The organism is Mesorhizobium sp. WSM1497 (assembly GCF_001672455.2).
Classification (GTDB): Bacteria; Pseudomonadota; Alphaproteobacteria; order Rhizobiales; family Rhizobiaceae; genus Mesorhizobium; species Mesorhizobium ciceri.
This window is the reverse complement of record NZ_CP021070.1, coordinates 6,436,731-6,456,566: the sequence shown is the minus strand read 5'-3', so window position 1 is coordinate 6,456,566 and position 19,836 is coordinate 6,436,731. Positions and strand designations below refer to the sequence as shown.

Sequence of the window (19,836 nt, the reverse complement as noted above, 5' to 3'; positions counted from 1 at the left end):
GGAGCAACTGCTTGCGGCAGATGGGGTGCGATCCTGCCCCGAACTAGCGCTGGAAATAGACGATCCGCCTGCTGCGCGCATAGTAGCCCAGGCCACGCGCAAACGGAACAATGCGCTCCCGGAACACCTCAGAACGACGGAATTTTCGACTATGGACCCCGCAAAAACTACCGAACTACTCGACCGTGAGGCGATCCGCGACTGCCTCTATCGGTACTGCCGCGGGATAGACCGCGCCGATGAGGCAGCGCTGCGTAGCGCCTACTGGCCTGATGCACATGACAATCATGGGGCCTATCGCGGCTCGGCCGAGGGCTTCATCCGGTTTGCGCTCGGTGTCTTCAAGACCGGACCGCGCAACATCCATCAGATCACGAACGTCCTTGTCGAATTCATCAAACCGGCTCAGGCCGCAGTCGAGAGCTATTTCACCGCGCTGCAACGCGGACCGGACAAAGACGGAGAAATGCGCCAGATGCTGCTAAGCGGGCGCTACTGCGATCTGTTTCAAAAGAGGGCAGGCGAGTGGCGGATTGCCGATCGGACCGTCGTCTACGATTGGCTCGAGGAGCAGGTCCCAGCTGCGGTGCTTGAGACAGAACGGTTCGGCCTGCGACAGCCGATTGGAGCACCGTATCCGAACGATCCGGTCTACGCGATCGGAAAGCATCGCGTTGCTTCTCGCGATAATGCGTCCCCAGCTCCGAACGGGAAAACCACATCGGTGGGACGATAATTTATGACAACTCTGCTACGCCACAGCAAGCTTAGCGATACCCTGCACGCTAAAGATGCGGCCGCCAGGGTAGCCTTTCTGCCCCGCGACAGCGTGACCGCGACAGCGCTCTGGTCTGAGGCCACGAGCGCGCCGAGGCCGGTCTACATCGATTTGCTGGACTTGGCAGAGCCGCTCATCGAGGCAAGCCCCTGTGCTTGAGGCGTCGGACACACATTCGACTATCCGACCGAGAGTTGGATCGCAGCCAATGCGGACGACGCCTGTCTGGGAACGCACGCGACCGGCGCCAGCACAGGGTGCTCTACGGGGGCGCACCATTCCGCCGCACCACGTCGAGGGCAGAGATTTCAGAGACTCCTGGAGAAAGTTCCCATGAAGCATGCAGGACGGGTCGTAATCATAACAGGCGCCGTGGGCGGAATCGGCCGTGCCCTGGTCGATGTTCTTGCGGCAGATCAAGACACTATTGTTGCGGTGGACCTTCCTGGGACCGGCGTGTTTGAACTGGCCCGCGATCTCGGCGAGCAGCACCTTGGCCTCGAGTGCGATGTCTCGCGAGAGGGAGATATCCTCGCGCTCTATGGCCGGGTCGAAGCACAGTTCGGGCAGATCGACGTCCTCATCAACAACGCCGCGGTGGGACCCAATGTGGCTGCCACTGTCGACACCGATGTCGACGCCTTCCGACGCCGCCTGGCAGTAAACCTGATTGGGCCGTTCGTCATGGCGCGCGAGGCGGCGAGGCGCATGAGGCCGGGAGGTGCCATCGTCAACGTCGCTTCGATGTCGGGCGTGGCCAGCAATCCCAGACGCCATGCCTACGCAGCCTCGAAAGCAGGCCTGATCTCGTTGACAAAGTCGCTTGCATGCGAATGGGCTTATCGCGGCATCCGCGTGACGGCGGTAGCGCCGGGCTGCGTGCGCACGCCTATGACTGCAGAGCTGGAACGAGCAGGCAAAATGGACCTCTCGGCGATGCGCCGTCGCGTGCCAATGGGGCGCATGGCTCGGCCCGACGAGATCGCCCGGGCTGTGCGTTTTCTGGCAAGCGCACAGGCGCACTACGTCACGGGATCCGTGCTGGCGGTCGACGGCGGCTGGATGTCATTCAACCAACCTGGGGATGCCTGCCCTGAGGTGGAAGGCGTTCCCCTAAGCGAACTCTCCTGTCCGGCCCAACGCGCCGACGCGCGAGTGGTGCTCGTCACGGGTGGTGCGAACGGTATAGGCGCCGCCGTTGCTCGCCGTTTTGCCGCGAATGGTGATACCGTAGTGATCGCCGATAAAGACCGCACCGCGGCAACTCTCCTGGCTGCATTGCTCGGCGGAAAGAACATCGCGAAATCGGTAGATGTGGCCGTCGAGGCCGAGGTGGTGGCGGTGTTTGAGGAACTGAGGGAGCGCTTCGGGGGCGTCGATATCCTCGTCAACGGTGCTTCTGTCGTCGACACTTTTGTGGCTGGGATCGAACAAATGCCTGCAGACATCGAACGTGTCCTGCATGTCAATCTCACTGGCGCCTTCGTTTGCGCGCGTGAAGCGATCAAAGCAATGCGCCCGGGCGGCGTGATCCTCAACCTCGGATCGATCAACAGTTTTCTGCCCTTCGCGCCGCGTCACGCCTACGGTGCCTCGAAGGCGGCGATGGACATGCTGACCCGATGCATGGCGGCCGAACTGGGGCCCGCCGGCATTCGCACAGCCACCGTCGCTCCTGGCTATATCCGCACTCCCGCCATTAGCGAGTTGGCGAAAACCGGCCACATCGACTTGGCAACGATCGGCCGACGGATCCCTTTGGGCAGGATGGGAAGGCCGGAAGACGTTGCAGATGCAGCGTTTTTCCTGGCTTCCTCCGACGCCTCATACATCAACGGCTCGATCCTCTATGTGGACGGCGGCTGGACCGCGTTCGGTGACGCAGGAAACGCCAGCGAACTCTACGACGAATGCTTTGCGGAGGCGGGTGTTTGAACGTCGACCATCGCTACGCTACCGGGCGCCGTCCATGAAAGCGGAGACCTGGCTTGGAACGCGCCCGCGGCGCGGCCCCGATCCAAGATGTCGGCGGGGCAACGTCCCTCGGCATGGGGACAAGCTCTCGCGCGTGCCGGCAACCATGGATCCGGACTGCTTATCGTACCACTATGCCCCTGCCAGGCGCCCGATCCGAGGCAATCGCGTGTCTCGGATGAGCGCAGTTCCAAATCCGCCAACCATCAGCAAACAAGGAAACATAGTGGAATTCGCCACCTTCATCCTGGCCGCCCAACGTGGGTATCATCAATCCCCCGAGATCGTTATCCGAAACTCGATCGAACAGGCCATCGCTTCGGAACAGGCCGGCTTCGGCACAGCCTGGTTCGCAGAACACCACTTCAACAACTACAGCCTGATCCCTTCGCCATTGATGATGGTGGCCCACTGCGCCGGAGTGACGAGCACCATTCGCCTCGGCACTGCCGTCTGCGTGCTGCCGCTCTACAAACCGCAGCGCCTGCTCTCCGAGATCGGCTTCGCCGATATCCTTGCGAACGGTCGCCTGGAACTCGGCGTCGGCTCTGGATACCAACAGTTCGAGTTCGAGCGCTTCGGCGTCAGTATCGATGAGGCGCCGGCGATCTTTTCGGAACATCTCGATATCCTTTTGAAGGGTCTCAACCAGAACATCTTCGAGCACGATGGCCACTATGAGAAAATACCCCCGACGGCGATTTCAGTATGCACCGTCCAAAGGCCGGCACCGCCCATCTGGATGGCCGGCGGGCCGGCCCGCATGAAACGGGCCTACCGAGAGGGTCACAATTTCTTTGTCACCGCATTCCACGACGGCCTGGCGAGCTTGAGCACGTTGCGCGGAGCAATCAAGGAGGCGGCGGCTTCCGAGGACAGGAATGTGACGGACGCCAGGATATCGCTGTTGCGTTGCTGCTACGCCAGCGATGACGAGGAGGAGATCAACAGCTATCTCGACAACGCCCGTTTCCAGCGCCGCCTGTCCGAGGCGCTGCATCAGCGCCGGCAGCAGAGCCACGACGGCTATCTGCTGCAGGAAACGCCCACCCAGCAGGATCTGTCCTTCGGGGCAATGCGCAACAACCTGCCGATCGGCAGTGTGAATCGCGTGATTGATCGCTTGCTGCAAGAGATCGACATTCTGAAGCCGGATCAGATCGCAATCCAGACCCAGTTGGGGGATTTCGACCAAAAGCTAATGCTGCGCCAGATCGAACTCTGGGGAGACAAGATCATTCCCGCAATCAACAAGGCGCTGGGTTATGCGCGCGTTTGAAATCATAAGGGGGCCAACTTCGTGGCCGCAGCTTCTTTTTCGTTCCACTCGGCATAAACGGATTCAAATGGCACGTTCATGAACGGAACTTGGCGTGGGTTTCGATGAGTGGCGCTGCCGTCACCTGGACGGCCCCAGATGGGGTTCCCCACTATCTCGCCTGCCGACGGGCGAGCCTTCACGGCTAACCGTCGCTTCAGGACCTGCTCGCGCCGTCAGCCAAATTCACGGCGTCGTGTCCTGGGTGAAATTCTCGCCTGCCCGACAGGCTGCAGGACGCGTTTCAAGGCGAGGCTCAATTGCATGATCAAGGCGGTCGATTTCCCCGACCGCTCATTGGGCACGAGCCTGCGCACACGTGTGCCCGAAAGACTGACTGACCCGCGTTGCGCTCGGCAGAGTGCTGCGTGAAGGCACAGACCAGGAGAACGGAACCATGTCCGGTCAAAACGATGCGCATATCGGCACCGGCCAATGGCCGACGATCCAGCCGGAGAAGGAGTTCGACGAACATGTGCTTGCCTGCGTCTTCTCCTGTGCGCTCAAGGAGGTCGAGGCTGGCACGACAGTGGCGGAGTCAACAGGCCTTTCGCTTGCCGAGCTGCGCGAGGTCTTGCCCCGCGGTTTCCCTGGTACCGCGATGGCAGCATTCGCCTCGGCAAACGTCAGCGATGCTGAGCCGGGTGTAGAGGAAGAACTTCTGCGCGGCCTGCTACTGGCACATGCCCGGGCGAGTCATCCGGCGAGCGCCCGCTTCGCTAAGATCCTCGCCCGGCGCGCCATGCATGATGGCCATCTGTGGCAGGACCTTGGGCTTCCCGACCGGACCGAGCTCAACCGCCTTCTGGCCACACACTTTCCGACGCTGGCGGCCGGCAACACCCAAAATATGAAATGGAAGAAGTACTTTTACCGCAAACTCTGCGAGGCCGAAGGGTTTTCGCTGTGCACTGCGCCCAATTGTCGGGAATGCAGTGATTTCGAAAATTGCTTCGGCCCCGAGAAAGGCGAATGTGAAGAACGCGTCACACCGGTTTAAACGCCGCTTTTCGTCACGAGGCCCTGAGGCCTTGATTACCGTTGTGCCACAAGCGTTTTTCCCGGCGCCGCTGTACGGAGGAGGGGACATTCATCGCCTCGCGATATTTTGCGACGGTGCGGCGAGCGAGATCGATACCGTCTTCCTTGAGCCGGTCAGCGATTTCATCGTCCGAAAGCACGTTCTCAAACGATTCTTCGGCGACCATTGCTTTGATCCTATGGCGGACAGCTTCGGCGGAGTGCGCGTCACCGCCTTCGCAAGAAGCGATCGCGACAGTGAAAAAGTACTTGAGCTCGAACACTCCACGTGGGGTGTGCATGTACTTGTTCGACGTTACCCGGCTTACAGTCGACTCGTGCATGTTGATCACGTCAGCGACCGCCTTGAGATTGAGGGGTCGTAGGTGGGCGACGCCATAGTCCAGAAAGGCATGCTGCTGGCGCACGATTTCGTTCGAAACTTTGACGATCGTCTTGACGCGCTGATCGAGACTGCTGATTAACCAGAGCGCATTCTGTAGGCATTCGTTGAGAAATGTCATCTCTTTCGATTTTTTGGCGACTCGGCGTGAAACTTCCTTGAGATAAGTGTGTTTGATCATCAACTTGGGCTGCGTGTTCGGATCAGGCTCGATCTGCCATCCACCTCCGGGCGAGGGAGTGGCCCAGACATCCGGCACGATGCATTCCGGCGCGCCCGAGTGGAATGCGTTTCCGGGCTTGGGGTCGAGCGCACGGATTTCCTGCAGCATGTCGAAAAGATCTTCGTCGTCGACGCCGCAACGCACCTTCAAAGTCCGATAATCGCACCGCGCAAGCACGTCAAGGTTGGCAATCAAAGCCGCCATGGCCGGGTCGAACCGGTCTCGCTGGCGCAACTGTATCTCAAGACATTCGCCGAGAGATCGTGCGAAAATCCCCGGCGGATCGAGGTGCTGCAAGATACCCAAAACTCGTTCCACATCGGCCAGCGGGATGTTTAGCTTCCCAGCCAGCTCCGAAGCACTTGCCCCAAGCAAACCAGTGTCATCCAGATGTCCCGCAAGCACATTAGCAATCAGCCGCTCGTGCGGCGTGAAGGCGGTGAAGGAAATCTGAGAAGCGACATGGTCGTGCAGCGTTTCTGGTAAGGCGACAAACTCCTCGAAGGCACGATGATCGCCAGGCGCGGTGCTCGATTTCCCTTGCCTGGGCAGATCCCGGGACATCTTCGCATACTCCAGAAGGGGATTTCTCTCGAGCTCCTGGGCCACGAACTGATTCAGTTCGGGAATGTTCATTTGAAGCAGGCGAATCGACTGGATGAGTTGAGGCGATAATCCCAGAGACTGTTTCTGAAGTAGGCTCAATGACGGTTGCATGGTCACTTATTCCTGTCTAGAAGCTCTTGACTGCGGCTGGTTTCGATCTCTCACAGGGTCGACGCCTCTCATGCGCGTCACCTTTGAATGACCTTCCCGGACGCGCCGCTTTAGAGCTTTGCCCTTGTGCAAGTGGCGTCCAAACGCAGCTGCACATCCTCGGCACCAGGTCATGCAGCGTCCTTCAATGTTTGAAGGACGTTCTGCGGGGATGAGACGCCATAAGGGTCGGTCCCGCAGTTGTCGGAGAAACCTTCCTCCTCAAACCACTGCTCCACCACGCCATTATTGACCAGAGCCGCGTAGCGCCAGGAGCGCATACCGAAGCCGAGATTGTCCTTGGCAACCAGCATGCCCATTTTGCGGGTGAACTCGCCTGAACCGTCGGGGATCAGCTCGACTTTCTGCAACCCCAAGGACTTCCCCCATGCATTCATGACAAAGGCATCGTTGACGGAGAGGCAGTAGATCGCGTCAACTCCTTCCTTCTTGAATTCCGCATAGAGATCTTCGAAATTCGGCAGTTGGTAAGTCGAACAGGTCGGTGTGAAAGCACCGGGCAGCGAAAACAGGATGACCCGTTTGCCGGCAAAGTAGTCGTCGGATGTTCTTTTTTCCCAGCGGTAGGGATTTGGCCCCTGGACTGAATCATCGCGGACACGCGTAAGAAACGTGACGAAGGGAACCTTCTTTTTACCGGTCATCAATTTTCTCCTTGAAGGGAGGTGGCACTGGATTCTTGCAGGGGCTGGCGCAATACCGAGCTGCGGGTCTCGTGCATGGCATGATGCCGACGGCGCTCCCGATGCTTTCTCCATTCGGGTGTATGGGAACGGCCCGGCTCCAGGTGTTCTTCACCCGAACCGCATCGACGTGGGCGATTGGGGGACGCGGCTCCGGATTCGTGGCAACGGCCCGGCTCCAGACCTTTCTCACCCGAAAGCCATCGATATGAGGGATGAGGGCACCTTCTAGCGCCGCGATTGGTCTGGCCGCGACTAGGGCGCCGGAGCCGGCATGGATCACCCACTCCTCATACCCGGGGTCAAAATGCTGGCAACCGGACATGACCAGGAGCGGGATGAGCATATGCGTCGCAAAAGTGATTCTCCGCGCCGCAGAGCGGCGTGGCTGAACTGGTTCAGCGTATTGGCTGGACTTGCCTGTTTCCGGCCGACGTGGGCTCGGCCGAAATTTTGAGAAGCCTCTTGGCCACTGACATGCTGATGCAAACCGATTTCCGGCAAATGCGCGAGCATCATCTGGCGTCTCGGCATCGGACCCCAGTTGCAAAGCCGCTTCGGAGGACGGATCTCCGAACCGGACGACGTCCCGATCTTCAGCGAAGACGGCCACCGTCGCCTTTGTCCATCGTTTGGAGCTTGGGGCGTCAGCCATGGTAGTCACCTTCTTCCTGGTTTGATGGGCTCTAAGCACAAGGCTGCAAGCGGCATGCCATTTCCAATGAAGCTGCTCCTGCACCAGCGCTATCGCTTCGGTACGACGTCTTCGCCAACCGGAGGTGCGCGCCAGAGCCGTCACGTCATCACACCGAACAAAAGTCCTGTGTAGAGAGGGTATTCACCCGTCCGGCGCCGGCTGGCAAAGGACGGGCCAGACAGGGCAAGCCCAGGCAATACCCCGCATCGGCCGGCACAGCGATTGCACAGTGTGTTTGCCCTGGCGTGTTTTTACGTGCGACTAACGTGAACGCAGGCCGGCAGCGCCACGATCCGGATTCGATAAGGATCGCTTTCGACTCGGCTACGATCTTTACACGCATGGTGTTCCTCTCGCCGAGCGTCCCTATCGAAATCCATTGTGTCGGAAACTGGACTAGAATTGTCGCAAAGCCGACCCAAAGGTCGCCAAGAAGCGTCCGCTGTTTGCGGGAACCGGCAGAACGCAACGGAGCGCCAACCGGGCACGCAAATAGCCAACAATCTTGTCAGTGGGACGTCTGCAAATTTCGAGGAGAGCCTCGGCTGCCCCTAGCGAGGCTTGATGCAGGAGCGCATTGATCTTCCGCTCCAACTCAACTGAAAGGATTTCTGTGATCCATTCGATCGCTATGCCTGGCAGGCACTAAATCGGCATTTCAAAACCGATGATTTGACGGGTCTCGCTAGCTCGCGCCGAAAAAGTTTGCTGCCCATTTGTGCCCGACGTTCAAACGGTTGAAGAGCAGATTGCGCCCTTATCTCCCAAGCTCGTCGGCGTCCACCAGCGGGACGAGGTCGTTGCCATGAAGTTGTCGGACATAGTCATTCGAGAGGTGAGACCGTCGTTGCGCTGACACCCTTGCAATATCAGGACATCGATGTCGGCGAAGATGGGCTGCGCAACCTGACCAAGTCCGCCCGGCCGAGCGCTGATCGCTCGCTGTAGTCTCGGTGCAGGCCGGCAAGGCACCGGCGCTGGTCCATGCCCGTTGAAGAGCCGACGTGGAAGAGGCAGTACCGCGATCCAGGCGGCCATCCTAGGCGAGACGAAGGCCTGGATCGAAAAAGTATCGTGCGCAGACCGCGTCGCGCGGCTGGTGCGAGTCCACCTCGACGGCGAGCTTCTCTCCCACCAGGCGGTTAGGTTGCGTGTTTCGGGTCGAATACGAACACTGTGAGTGCCGCGAGCAATGTGGCAATTGCGGTGTAGGCAAAGACACCCGTGACGTGGTCGGGATCCTTCAGCAGCAGTCCGCCGAAAATCGCGCCGGCTGCGATGGCTACCTGGAACGTTGAGGTCATCAGCACGGCGGCGCTTTCGGCCTGCTCGGGAACCGCACGCAGCAGTATCCAAGTCTGCAACCCCACCGGCACCGCGCCGAAGGCAAAGCCCCATACGGAAACCGCAATCGCCGAGGCAAAGGTCGATGCTCCAAACTTCAGCAACGAGACAGCGGCTATCGCCATAAGGAAGGATGGCAGGGCCGCGACTGCCTTGAGACTGTGTTTGGCCAGGAATGCTCCGGCAAAACTGCCGAAGAAGCCGCTTATGCCAGAAAGGAGCAACAATATCCAGATCCCGTTGGTACCGAGCTTGGGAGTCGTCTCGAGGAAGACCCGAATATAGCTGAAGCTGGTGAAGTGCCCAGAAGCGACCAGCAGTACGACCAAAAGTGCGACCTTTATGGTCGGATCTTTGGCCGCATCCAGCAGACTGCGGAATCCAGCCATTTCAACCGGAGGCAGCGTCGGCATCGTTAAAAGCAGCACCAGCAGCGTAACAGCATTAAGCACTGCGGTGAGCGTGAAGGCCACTCGCCATCCCAAGCTGCCGCCGACGACGGCGCCGAATGCAGGCACGCATACGAGAGCGACCGAAACGCCGGCGAGGATGATTGACATGGCGCGCGGCAGAAGATGATTTGGAACGAGCCGTATCGCCAGCGATGCCGAAATCGACCAGAAGCCTCCGAGCGCAATGCCGAGCATAACGCGTGCTGCCAGCAAAACCGGCAGCGACGACCCGACTGCCACCAGAAGGTTGGACAGGATCTGAAGCAGCATCATTGCCCACAGGACGGTCCTGCGGTCCAGGCGCTTTGCAATAATGGCCATCGTCGGCGCTGAGATCGCCGCAGCAATGCCCGTCGCTGTGATCGCATATCCAGCCGCATCCACTGAGATGCCGAGATCGCGCGCTATCAGCGTCAGCACGCTGGCTGGCAGACACTCTGCCGCCACCAGCCCGAAGGTGCCCAAAGCAAGCGAAATGACCGCACCCCATGCGGGAGGAGATAGTCGATCCGGCGTTTCTGGGCCGTGCAGAACAGTCTCGATAAGACCCGTCGCCGATTCGGTCATGAACATCCTCGCCCAACATGGGTTGGCTGCGATGACCCGAACTAAAGGCAGAAGCGCGCCATCGCTGCCCGACATCTTGTGACAGTAGGGCGTGCAATTTCGGTGCCGGTTCTCCGTGCCCGACGGGGGTGTCATCGTCGGCAGACGTCTCATCAGGCTGTTCTATGCCGACCTCGGCGTCCGTCTCGAACCAGCCATGCGCGCCAGCAGTTCCGAGCCCGGATGTCTGATGTTCCGTGACGGGACGACGCGAGCCGGTCGCTATGACCGCCGCCTTTAAGCAGCCAAAAACCGGCTCTGACTGAAAGGACCATTTCCGGTGGCTCGAACCTGACGTTTTGTGTCGGGCATTGTCGGGTCCGCTACACGGCTTGTTCCAACAATAATCTATCTGCCAGCGAGCACTTGTTAGCGCACAAGCTAACTAGCTAGAGCCAAAAGGAAAAATCCCGCTTTGGCTGTCCTTCGAAAAAGTTGGCACGAAACTTGAGACCTCGTTGTGAGGCGGCAAGAGCTGCCCATCGGCATTTGTGTCCCGGGCAGCCGCGACGGATGAAACCAAGGAAGGAAACCTATTAATGTCACGTCTGCGTCAGATCGCCTTTTACGGCAAGGGCGGCATCGGCAAGTCCACCACCTCCCAAAATACGCTCGCCGCTCTCGTCGACCTCGGGCAGCGAATCCTCATCGTCGGCTGCGACCCCAAAGCGGATTCCACCCGCCTGATCCTGAACTCGAAGGCTCAGGATACTGTCCTGCATCTCGCGGCACAGGAAGGTTCGGTGGAAGACCTCGAGCTTCAGGACGTGCTCAAGGTAGGCTACAGAGGCATCAAGTGCGTGGAGTCCGGCGGCCCGGAGCCGGGTGTAGGCTGCGCCGGCCGCGGCGTCATCACCTCAATCAATTTCCTTGAGGAGAACGGCGCCTACGACGATGTCGACTATGTCTCCTACGACGTGCTCGGGGACGTGGTTTGCGGCGGTTTCGCGATGCCGATCCGCGAGGGCAAGGCGCAGGAAATCTATATCGTCATGTCCGGGGAGATGATGGCGCTCTATGCCGCCAATAATATCGCCAAGGGCATCCTGAAATATGCACATTCGGGCGGTGTTCGGCTCGGCGGACTGATCTGTAACGAGCGTCAGACCGACCGTGAGCTTGACCTGGCCGAAGCACTGGCTTCCAGGCTCAACTCCAAGCTCATCCACTTCGTGCCGCGCGACAACATCGTCCAGCACGCCGAGCTCAGAAAGATGTCAGTGATCCAATATGCGCCCGACTCCAAGCAGGCCGGAGAATACCGCGCGCTTGCTGAGAAGATCCATGCGAATTCTGGCCAGGGTACCATCCCGACCCCGATTACCATGGAGGAGCTCGAGGACATGCTGCTCGATTTCGGCATCATGAAAACCGACGAGCAGATGCTTGCCGAGCTTCAGGCCAAGGAAGCGGCAAAGGCGGCAGCCCAGTAACCGATATTGGGCGCCCTCCTTGAGGTGGCACGCCTTGCAAAGAACGGCGCCTCGTCGGTGAGGCGTCACCAGACACCTTGAAAGGGGTCCCATGAGCCTGGAATACGAGAATGATGGTGCTCTCCATGCGAAGCTTATTGAGGAGGTGCTATCGCAATATCCGGACAAAGCGGCGAAGCGCCGCAAAAAGCATCTCAGCGTCGCAAAGAGCGGGGACCAGGCCGGCGGGGAAAACGAGATCCTTTCCGAATGCGACGTCAAATCGAACATCAAGTCCATTCCGGGAGTGATGACCATACGCGGCTGCGCCTATGCCGGCTCAAAGGGCGTGGTCTGGGGTCCGGTCAAGGATATGGTCCATATCTCGCACGGCCCCGTCGGTTGCGGCCAATATTCCTGGTCACAGCGCCGCAACTACTACGTCGGAACAACGGGCATCGACACGTTCGGGACAATGCAGTTCACATCCGATTTCCAGGAGAAAGACATTGTCTTCGGCGGTGACAAGAAACTGGAACAGATCATCGATGAGATCGAGCTACTGTTCCCGCTGAATAACGGCATCACGGTGCAATCCGAATGCCCGATCGGTCTCATTGGCGATGACACCGAGGCAGTTTCTCGCAAGAAGGCCAAGGAGTACGAAAAGACTATCGTGCCGGTGCGCTGCGAGGGCTTCCGCGGCGTCTCGCAATCACTCGGCCACCATATCGCCAATGACTCCATCCGCGACTGGGTCTTCGACAAGAAGGACGTCGATTTCGAGGCCGGTGCTTACGACGTCAACGTGATCGGCGACTACAATATTGGCGGCGACGCGTGGGCCTCGCGCATCCTGCTTGAGGAGATAGGATTGCGCGTGGTCGGCAACTGGTCCGGTGACGCGACACTCGCCGAGATCGAGCGCGCCCCGAAGGCCAAGCTCAATCTCATCCACTGCTACCGGTCTATGAACTACATCTGCCGGCATATGGAGGAAAAGTATGGCGTCGCCTGGATGGAGTACAATTTCTTCGGACCGTCCCAGATCGAGACCTCCCTGCGTAAAATAGCCAAGCATTTCGGCCCCGAAATCGAGGAGAAAGTCGAGAAGGTCATCGCCAAGTACAGACCGCTTGTCGACGCGGTCATCTCAAAGTACCGGCCACGCCTCGAAGGCAATACCGTCATGCTCTACGTCGGCGGCCTGCGCCCCCGCCACGTCATCACAGCTTACGAAGACCTCGGCATGATCATCGTTGGCACCGGCTACGAGTTCGCTCACAACGATGACTATCAACGCACGGGCCATTACGCAAAGAATGGCACGCTGATCTATGACGACGTTACCGGCTACGAGTTGGAGAAGTTCATCGAGGGAGTTCGCCCCAACCTGGTTGGCTCTGGCATCAAGGAAAAATACCCCGTGCAGAAGATGGGTATCCCGTTCCGTCAAATGCACTCCTGGGACTATTCGGGACCTTATCACGGCTATGACGGCTTCGCCATTTTCGCGCGCGACGTGGATCTTGCGATCAACAATCCGGTCTGGGGCCTCTACCAGGCACCTTGGAAACAAAGCCCGTCCCGTGGGCAGGCGATGGCTGCCGAATAGATGCCCTGTCCCAGGCCTAGTCTCCCCAGAGAGACGATGAACCCTCGCGGCTTGTGAGCCTCGGGAAACCGCAAACGTCTCCACGTACCTGAGCTGCCGTATGGCGCGGCCAGATGGAAAGAGGTAATACCAATGCCGCAGTCGGCCGAAAAGATTCTCGACCACGCTCCGCTGTTCCGCGAGCCGGAATACAGGCAGATGCTCGCCGGGAAGAAGCTGAATTTCGAATGTCCGCACCCGGATCAGATCGTTGCCGATCAGGGTGAATTCACCAAGACCTGGGCATACCGCGAAAAGAACCTCGCCCGACAAGCGCTTGTGATCAATCCCGCCAAGGCCTGCCAGCCGCTCGGCGCTGTGTTCGCGGCCGCGGGCTTCGAGCGGACCATGTCCTTCGTCCACGGTAGCCAGGGCTGCGTGGCCTACTACCGCTCTCATCTATCGCGCCATTTCAAGGAGCCTGCTTCGGCGGTTTCCTCCTCGATGACCGAGGATGCGGCAGTATTCGGGGGCCTGAAGAACCTGGTCGATGGGCTCGCCAACACCTACCAGCTTTACGACCCGAAGATGATCGCAGTCTCGACGACTTGTATGGCGGAGGTCATTGGCGACGACCTGCACAGCTTCATCGAGAACGCCAAAGACGAAAAGTCGGTGCCGCGCGACTTTGACGTGCCCTTCGCCCACACGCCGGCCTTCGTCGGTAGCCATGTCGACGGCTATGACGGCATGCTGAAGGGCATTCTAGAGCACTTCTGGAAAGGCCAGGAGCGCACGGAAACCAAGGGAACCATCAACCTCATTCCGGGCTTCGACGGCTTCTGCGTCGGCAACAACCGGGAACTCAAACGCCTGCTCGATATGATGGGTGTGTCCTACACCTTCATCCAGGACGCCTCTGACCAGTTCGACACGCCATCGGACGGGGAATACCGCATGTATGACGGCGGCACCAAGATCGAAGAGGTGAGGGGGGCACTTGACGCCGAGGCAACGCTTTCGCTCCAGCACTACAACACGCGAAAAACGCTGGATTATTGCGGGCAAGTTGGGCAGGCCACGGCTTCCTTCCATTATCCGCTGGGCGTCCAGGCGACCGACGAATTGCTGATGAAGGTGTCGGCGCTTTCCGGCAAGGAAATCCCCGAGGCAATCCGACTGGAGCGCGGCCGACTGGTTGATGCCATGGCCGACAGCCAATCCTGGCTGCACGGCAAGAAATACGCGATCTACGGCGACCCGGACTTCGTGTACGCCATGGCCCGCTTCGTCATGGAGACCGGCGGCGAGCCGACACATTGCCTGGCAACCAACGGCTCCTCGGCCTGGCAAGCCGAGTTGCAGGAACTGCTTGACGCCTCGCCCTTCGGCATGGACGCTCAGGTCTGGGCGGGTAAGGACCTTTGGGCGCTGCGATCGCTTCTCTTCACCGAGCCGGTGGACCTGCTGATCGGCAATTCCTATGGCAAGTATCTGGAGCGCGACACCGGCACGCCGCTGATCCGCCTGACGTTTCCAATCTTCGACCGGCACCATCACCATCGCTTTGCGCTCATGGGCTACCAGGGCGGGTTACGCGTGCTGACCACGATCCTCGACAAGATCTTCGACAAGCTCGATCGCGAGACGAGCCAGACGGGCGTGACGGACTATTCCTATGACCTCACCCGCTAAAGCACACGGCCAGCTTTTCGCCCAGGCTGTTCATTGCCCGAATGGACTTTGGAGACTGACGCAATGACCTCGCTCAGTGCCAAGATCCAGGACGTTTTCGACGAGCCTGCATGCGACAAGAACCGTGGCAAGGACGTCAGGGCGCGCAAGGAAGGCTGCGCACGGCCGCTGACGCCGGGAGCGGCAGCGGGCGGCTGCGCGTTTGACGGGGCCAAGATCGTCCTGCAGCCGATCACTGACGTTGCCCACCTGGTGCATGCGCCGCTCGCCTGCGAGGGAAATTCCTGGGACAACCGCGGTGCAGCTTCGTCCGGGCCAACCTTGTGGCGCACAAGCTTCACGACCGATCTTACCGAACTCGATGTGGTGATGGGGCGGGGCGAGCGGAAGCTCTTCAAGGCGATCCGCGAAATCAAGGAAGCCTATGCGCCCGCAGCAGTCTTTGTCTATTCGACCTGCGTGACGGCGCTCATCGGCGACGATATCGAGGCCGTCTGCAAACGCGCCGCCGAAAAGTTCGGCCTGGCCGTGGTTCCCGTCAACGCGCCGGGCCTGGCTGGCTCCAAGAACCTGGGCAACAAGCTTGCCGCGGAGGCGTTGCTCGACCATGTCATCGGCACGGTGGAACCCGACGACGCCGGCCCGTATGACATCAACGTCCTTGGTGAATTCAACCTTTCCGGCGAATTCTGGCTGGTCAAGCCGCTCCTGGATCGGCTCGGGATCCGGGTTCGCGCCTGCATTCCGGGCGACGCGCGCTATCGCGACGTAGCTTCCGCGCACAGCGCCCGGGCGGCCATGGTGGTGTGCTCGACGGCCCTCATCACTCTAGCCCGCAAGATGGACGAGCGCTGGGACATCCCGTTCTTCGAGGGCTCTTTCTATGGCATCTCGGATACGTCGGAAGCACTCCGCAACATTGCTGAGCTCCTGGTGAGGAAGGGGGCCGATCCGGAGATCCTGGACCGCACGGAGAGGCTGATCGCCCAGCAGGAGGCGATTGCATGGAAGAAGCTCGAAGCCTACCGGCCGCGGCTCCAAGGCAAGCGCGTGCTGCTCAACACCGGTGGTGTGAAGTCCTGGTCGCTCGTCCATGCGCTGGTGGAGATCGGCATGGAGATCGTGGGCACCTCGGTCAAGAAATCCACGCTCGAAGACAAGGTGCGCATCAAACAGATGCTCAAGGACGACAACGATACGTTCGAGCAGATGTCAGCGCGCGACCTTTACGCCATCCTCTCTGGAGGCAAGGCCGATATCATGCTCTCGGGTGGGCGCACGCAATTCGTCGCGCTGAAGGCCAAGATGCCCTGGCTCGACATCAACCAGGAGCGCCAGCACCCTTACGCCGGTTATGACGGCATGGTGGAACTCGTACGCCAGATCGACCTCGCCATTCACAACCCGATCTGGCGCCAGGTGCGCGAGCGACCCCCGTGGGATGGTCCGATCCATGGGTACGACGCACTGCCGGGCCCAAGCGACGACGCCGAGAACCTGCACGCTGTCCAGGAAACCGCCGGCAAGGCGCCGACGATTTGCGTGAGTGCTGAGGAGATCCGATGACGCGTATCCTTCCCCAGACAAAATCAGCCGCGATCAACCCGCTGAAATCGTCACAGCCGCTTGGTGCCGCCTTGGCGTTTCTCGGCATTGACGGCGCAGTGCCGCTGTTCCACGGCGCCCAGGGCTGCACCAGCTTTGCCCTCGTGCTGTTCGTGCGGCATTTCAAGGAAACGATTCCCCTACAGACGACCGCGATGGATGAAATAACAATCATCCTCGGCGGGTCGGACAATCTGGAAGAGGCGATCTTCAACCTCAAGACCCGCACGACGCCAAAGCTGATTGGGGTCTGCACCACGGCCCTGGTGGAAACCCGTGGCGAGGATTGCGCAGGCGACATTTCGGACATCAGGCTGAGACGGGCGGAAGAACTCGCGGGTACCGAGATCGTGCTGGCCAACACGCCGGATTTCGCCGGCGCCCTTGAAGAGGGCTGGGCCAAGGCTGTCACCGCCATGATCGAAGGCATTACAAAGCCTGGGGAGCGGGCGCGGCAGTCAAAGAAGATCGCGATCCTTCCTGGCTGGAACCTCACCGTGGCTGACCTCGAGCATTTGCGCGAGATGGTCGAAAGCTTTGGCCTGCAATCGGTGATCTTGCCAGACCTTTCAGGCTCGCTCGACGGTACCGTGCCAGACCACTGGGTCCCCACCACCTATGGCGGAACGAGCATCGAGGATATCCGCGAGCTCGGCACGGCCGAGCACTGCATCGCGATCGGCGAGCATATGCGCCGCCCGGCCGAGGTTCTCTACAAGGCGACCGGCGTGCCTTACGTGCTGTTTCAGTCGCTGACCGGATTGAAGGGCGCCGATCAGTTCGTTTCGCTGCTGTCGGCTATTTCTGGCCAGCCTGTGCCGGCAAGCGTCCGCCGTCGGCGGGCGCAACTGCAAGATGCGTTGCTCGACGGACATTTCCACTTCGGAGGCAAGAAAATTGCGATCGCTGCTGAACCAGACCAACTCTATCAATTCGGAGCGTTCTTCGTCGACATGGGCTGCGCAATCACGGCGGCCGTCACGACGACCGGTATGTCGAAAATTCTGGAAAAGGTACCGGCGGAGTCGATTCAGGTCGGCGATCTCGGCGATCTGGAATCACTTGCAAGCGGCGCTGATCTTCTGGTCACCCATTCACATGGACGCCAGGCCTCGAAACGCCTTGGCATTCCGCTTATGCGCATCGGCTTCCCCGTCTTCGACCGGCTTGGCAGCCAGCACAGGCTCTCGATCCTCTATCAAGGGACCCGTGACCTGGTCTTCGAGGTTGCCAACCTGTTCCAGGCCGGCCGGCGTGCGCCGACGCCTGATGAGCTCGATCCATTCCGCAAACGCCAAACGCCAGGTGAGCCCGATGCGTCGCTTCTCACTCGTCACTGACGAGGTTCACCGTCCGATGCGTGAACGACAAGCAGGCGCTTTGCGGGTGGCAATCGCTACCCAGGACGTCAAGCAACTCAACGCCCATTTCGGGTCGGCCAAGCGCTTTGTCATCTACGATATGACGCGCGAGGAGTGGGAGCTTGTGGAAGTCATCGAGTTCGACGACGTCTCCGACGAAAGTGGGAAACATCACTCCGAGAGGGATGACCGCATCACACCGAAGATAAAAGCGCTGAAGGGCTGCCACCTCCTGTTTTGCCTGGCGATCGGTGGACCTTCGGCAGCCAAGCTTGTTTCGGCAAAAATCCATCCGATCAAGGTGCGGCATACTCAGAGCATCCAAGAGGTGCTGGTTCGCACGCAGCTGATGCTCAGGACCTGCCCTCCACCTTGGCTGCGCAAGGTCCTGGCTGAGGCAGGCGTCGCGAAACAGAAGCCGTCCTTTGAAGACGAGGACTGAAATGAGGAGGCGAAATGTTCGACCCTGCCCTTAGCCTTGCTGTCGATGAGGACGAGGTGGCGCTTGCCAGCCCGTTTCTCAAATGCCTCGTGCGGCTAATACGTGCTCAGGACTCCTACGGCGCGTGGGAAGGCAAAGCGGACCGCGAACTGCTGGCCGCCTTCATCATCACCAAGCAACAGCGCCGTGCGATCCCGATCATAGGCGATCCCGACCCGGACGTCCTGTGGAGGCTAGATATGTTCTACACCGCCATTGGGCTTGCGATCGAGGAGCGCTGCGGCCTGATGGCATCGCCGATCATGGAGCTGAGCCGTGAAGGCTTTGGGCGCGTGCTTTTCACGACTGGGCGGCTGGTCGCTCTGTCGAAGACGCTGCGCGACGTCCACCGGTTCGGCTTCGAGACGTTGCGGAAGCTCGCCGGGGCCGGCACGAAGCTGGTCAGCGACGCAATCGCAGCCATCGAAACCTATCCCGAGGTGGCGCGTGCGTGATGAAGCAGGTTTCGAGCCCAGGGGCCATGACAATCTTCAGCAGCCGCGATGGCCAACCGTCGCAGCCGACGCCGTCCAGGCGGATCAAGCTCCTGAAGTAACACCGATGAAGCCACTCATCCTGATCTGTTCGCAAGATGCCGAGCTTTATCTGTTGCTCAGCCACATACTGGAGGTGGACGGCTTCGCCACTGAGCCGGTAAGGAGCGCCAAGGAAGTGCTTGCATTGGCCGACGAACGCGAATTCCAGGCCGTCGTGCTGGACTGCGGTCCGGCGAGCATAACCGGGGCCCCAATCTGCGCCCGGCTCAAGGGGGAGCCCCGGACCGCCGACCTTACCGTTATTGCCCTGATCGCGCCGGGTGCCGAGGACCAGCACCTCGATCTCCTCAAGGCTCGCATTGACGAGAGATTTGTGCGGCCGATCGTCCCGGCCAACCTGCTCGACTTTCTACGGGCGAGGCTGGCGCTGCCGAAGCGGGGCGCACATGGCGTTGAAAACGGCGGCTGGCTCACCTTTGGTGACCTCGAGATGAAGGTGGATGCCCGCCGGATTCGCGGCAATGGCCACGACATTCACCTCGGAGTCATCGAGTTCAACGTGCTGCTGCTTATGATGGAGGCTCCCGGCAAGGTCTTCAGCCGGAAGGAGCTTATCGGCACGGCTTGGGAGAAAAACATCCATGTCGAACCACGCACCGTCGATGTCCATGTCAGCCGGATCAGAACAGCCCTCAAGAAGGCTTGGCCCGGCGGCGGCATTCTCACTGTCAGGTCGGCCGGCTACTCGCTCCAGATGCCGGACGGCTGAATCAGTTGAGGTGTAGTGCCACTCCCTTTCCCTCGCGCTGTGAGTCGGTGTTGCGGCCTGCCGCTAGACTAAACGAGATACTCAGGAAGAAGCAGGCAAATGGGTTTTAAAAGCGTACTCTGTGTGACGGACGCAGACCATTCCGAT

The 19,836-nt window shown here is 59.9% G+C and carries 15 protein-coding genes; 12 read left to right on the top strand and 3 right to left on the bottom strand.

Annotated features, from left to right (window positions below):
* Nucleotides 1-151 precede the first annotated feature (151 nt).
* The 4 genes from A9K65_RS31450 (at nucleotide 152) to A9K65_RS31430 (ending at nucleotide 5,070) form a co-directional block, all read left to right on the top strand.
* Entirely contained in the window at nucleotides 152-736 is a 585-nt protein-coding gene (locus A9K65_RS31450; protein ID WP_064993573.1) for a nuclear transport factor 2 family protein, read from the top strand.
* A 375-nt stretch (nucleotides 737-1,111) separates the two neighbouring features.
* Complete coding sequence (locus tag A9K65_RS31440; protein WP_064993531.1) at nucleotides 1,112-2,713, top strand: SDR family oxidoreductase; 1,602 nt, start codon at nucleotides 1,112-1,114, stop codon at nucleotides 2,711-2,713.
* A gap of 265 nt (nucleotides 2,714-2,978) precedes the next feature.
* Complete coding sequence (locus A9K65_RS31435; protein ID WP_064993530.1) at nucleotides 2,979-4,031, top strand: LLM class flavin-dependent oxidoreductase; 1,053 nt, start codon at nucleotides 2,979-2,981, stop codon at nucleotides 4,029-4,031.
* A 436-nt stretch (nucleotides 4,032-4,467) separates the two neighbouring features.
* Nucleotides 4,468-5,070 carry a nitrogen fixation protein NifQ gene (locus A9K65_RS31430; RefSeq protein WP_064993572.1) on the top strand — a complete coding sequence of 201 codons (603 nt, stop codon included), beginning with the start codon at nucleotides 4,468-4,470 and terminating at the stop codon, nucleotides 5,068-5,070.
* 13 nt (nucleotides 5,071-5,083) lie between these two features.
* Here the strand turns inward: A9K65_RS31430 and rpoN are convergent, their stop codons facing one another.
* The 3 genes from rpoN to A9K65_RS31410 form a co-directional block, all read right to left on the bottom strand.
* On the bottom strand, nucleotides 5,084-6,433 hold the full coding sequence (gene rpoN / locus A9K65_RS31425) for an RNA polymerase factor sigma-54 (protein ID WP_084015736.1): 1,350 nt from the start codon (nucleotides 6,431-6,433) through the stop codon (nucleotides 5,084-5,086).
* A 170-nt stretch (nucleotides 6,434-6,603) separates the two neighbouring features.
* Nucleotides 6,604-7,137 carry a peroxiredoxin gene (locus A9K65_RS31420; RefSeq protein WP_064993528.1) on the bottom strand — a complete coding sequence of 178 codons (534 nt, stop codon included), beginning with the start codon at nucleotides 7,135-7,137 and terminating at the stop codon, nucleotides 6,604-6,606.
* A 1,878-nt stretch (nucleotides 7,138-9,015) separates the two neighbouring features.
* A complete protein-coding gene (locus tag A9K65_RS31410; RefSeq protein ID WP_064993570.1) occupies nucleotides 9,016-10,236 on the bottom strand; it encodes an MFS transporter in 1,221 nt (406 codons plus the stop codon).
* 578 nt (nucleotides 10,237-10,814) lie between these two features.
* Here A9K65_RS31410 and nifH point away from each other — a divergent pair.
* The 8 genes from nifH (at nucleotide 10,815) to A9K65_RS31370 (ending at nucleotide 19,689) form a co-directional block, all read left to right on the top strand.
* Nucleotides 10,815-11,708: a nitrogenase iron protein gene (nifH, locus tag A9K65_RS31405; RefSeq protein ID WP_064993527.1), complete on the top strand. Its 894-nt coding sequence runs from the start codon at nucleotides 10,815-10,817 to the stop codon at nucleotides 11,706-11,708.
* A 91-nt stretch (nucleotides 11,709-11,799) separates the two neighbouring features.
* Complete coding sequence (nifD, locus tag A9K65_RS31400) at nucleotides 11,800-13,302, top strand: nitrogenase molybdenum-iron protein alpha chain (RefSeq protein ID WP_064993526.1); 1,503 nt, start codon at nucleotides 11,800-11,802, stop codon at nucleotides 13,300-13,302.
* A gap of 132 nt (nucleotides 13,303-13,434) precedes the next feature.
* Complete coding sequence (gene nifK / locus A9K65_RS31395) at nucleotides 13,435-14,976, top strand: nitrogenase molybdenum-iron protein subunit beta (protein WP_064993525.1); 1,542 nt, start codon at nucleotides 13,435-13,437, stop codon at nucleotides 14,974-14,976.
* Between the two features lie 63 nt (nucleotides 14,977-15,039).
* The gene (gene nifE, locus A9K65_RS31390) at nucleotides 15,040-16,542 is read left to right on the top strand and encodes a nitrogenase iron-molybdenum cofactor biosynthesis protein NifE (protein ID WP_064993524.1); all 1,503 of its coding nucleotides are present in this window, start codon (nucleotides 15,040-15,042) and stop codon (nucleotides 16,540-16,542) included.
* Complete coding sequence (gene nifN, locus A9K65_RS31385; protein WP_064993523.1) at nucleotides 16,539-17,921, top strand: nitrogenase iron-molybdenum cofactor biosynthesis protein NifN; 1,383 nt, start codon at nucleotides 16,539-16,541, stop codon at nucleotides 17,919-17,921. Before nifE ends, nifN begins: the two co-directional genes overlap by 4 nt.
* The gene (gene nifX / locus A9K65_RS31380) at nucleotides 17,887-18,384 is read left to right on the top strand and encodes a nitrogen fixation protein NifX (RefSeq protein ID WP_064993522.1); all 498 of its coding nucleotides are present in this window, start codon (nucleotides 17,887-17,889) and stop codon (nucleotides 18,382-18,384) included. The genes nifN and nifX overlap by 35 nt, the downstream gene beginning before the upstream one ends.
* Before the next feature lie 14 nt (nucleotides 18,385-18,398).
* A complete protein-coding gene (locus A9K65_RS31375; RefSeq protein ID WP_064993521.1) occupies nucleotides 18,399-18,878 on the top strand; it encodes a NifX-associated nitrogen fixation protein in 480 nt (159 codons plus the stop codon).
* Entirely contained in the window at nucleotides 18,871-19,689 is an 819-nt protein-coding gene (locus A9K65_RS31370; protein WP_064993520.1) for a response regulator transcription factor, read from the top strand. Before A9K65_RS31375 ends, A9K65_RS31370 begins: the two co-directional genes overlap by 8 nt.
* Nucleotides 19,690-19,836: the final 147 nt, after the last annotated feature.

Bases quoted from the DNA above. Each gene is read 5' to 3' on its own strand.
- nifK (WP_064993525.1), top strand. From the start codon at position 13,435: ATGCCGCAGTCGGCCGAAAAGATTCTCGACCACGCTCCGCTGTTCCGC.
- A9K65_RS31410 (WP_064993570.1), bottom strand. From the start codon at position 10,236: ATGACCGAATCGGCGACGGGTCTTATCGAGACTGTTCTGCACGGCCCA.
- A9K65_RS31440 (WP_064993531.1), top strand. From the start codon at position 1,112: ATGAAGCATGCAGGACGGGTCGTAATCATAACAGGCGCCGTGGGCGGA.
- A9K65_RS31450 (WP_064993573.1), top strand. From the start codon at position 152: ATGGACCCCGCAAAAACTACCGAACTACTCGACCGTGAGGCGATCCGC.
- nifH (WP_064993527.1), top strand. From the start codon at position 10,815: ATGTCACGTCTGCGTCAGATCGCCTTTTACGGCAAGGGCGGCATCGGC.
- rpoN (WP_084015736.1), bottom strand. From the start codon at position 6,433: ATGCAACCGTCATTGAGCCTACTTCAGAAACAGTCTCTGGGATTATCG.
- nifN (WP_064993523.1), top strand. From the start codon at position 16,539: ATGACGCGTATCCTTCCCCAGACAAAATCAGCCGCGATCAACCCGCTG.
- nifE (WP_064993524.1), top strand. From the start codon at position 15,040: ATGACCTCGCTCAGTGCCAAGATCCAGGACGTTTTCGACGAGCCTGCA.
- nifD (WP_064993526.1), top strand. From the start codon at position 11,800: ATGAGCCTGGAATACGAGAATGATGGTGCTCTCCATGCGAAGCTTATT.
- A9K65_RS31430 (WP_064993572.1), top strand. From the start codon at position 4,468: ATGTCCGGTCAAAACGATGCGCATATCGGCACCGGCCAATGGCCGACG.
- A9K65_RS31375 (WP_064993521.1), top strand. From the start codon at position 18,399: ATGTTCGACCCTGCCCTTAGCCTTGCTGTCGATGAGGACGAGGTGGCG.
- A9K65_RS31420 (WP_064993528.1), bottom strand. From the start codon at position 7,137: ATGACCGGTAAAAAGAAGGTTCCCTTCGTCACGTTTCTTACGCGTGTC.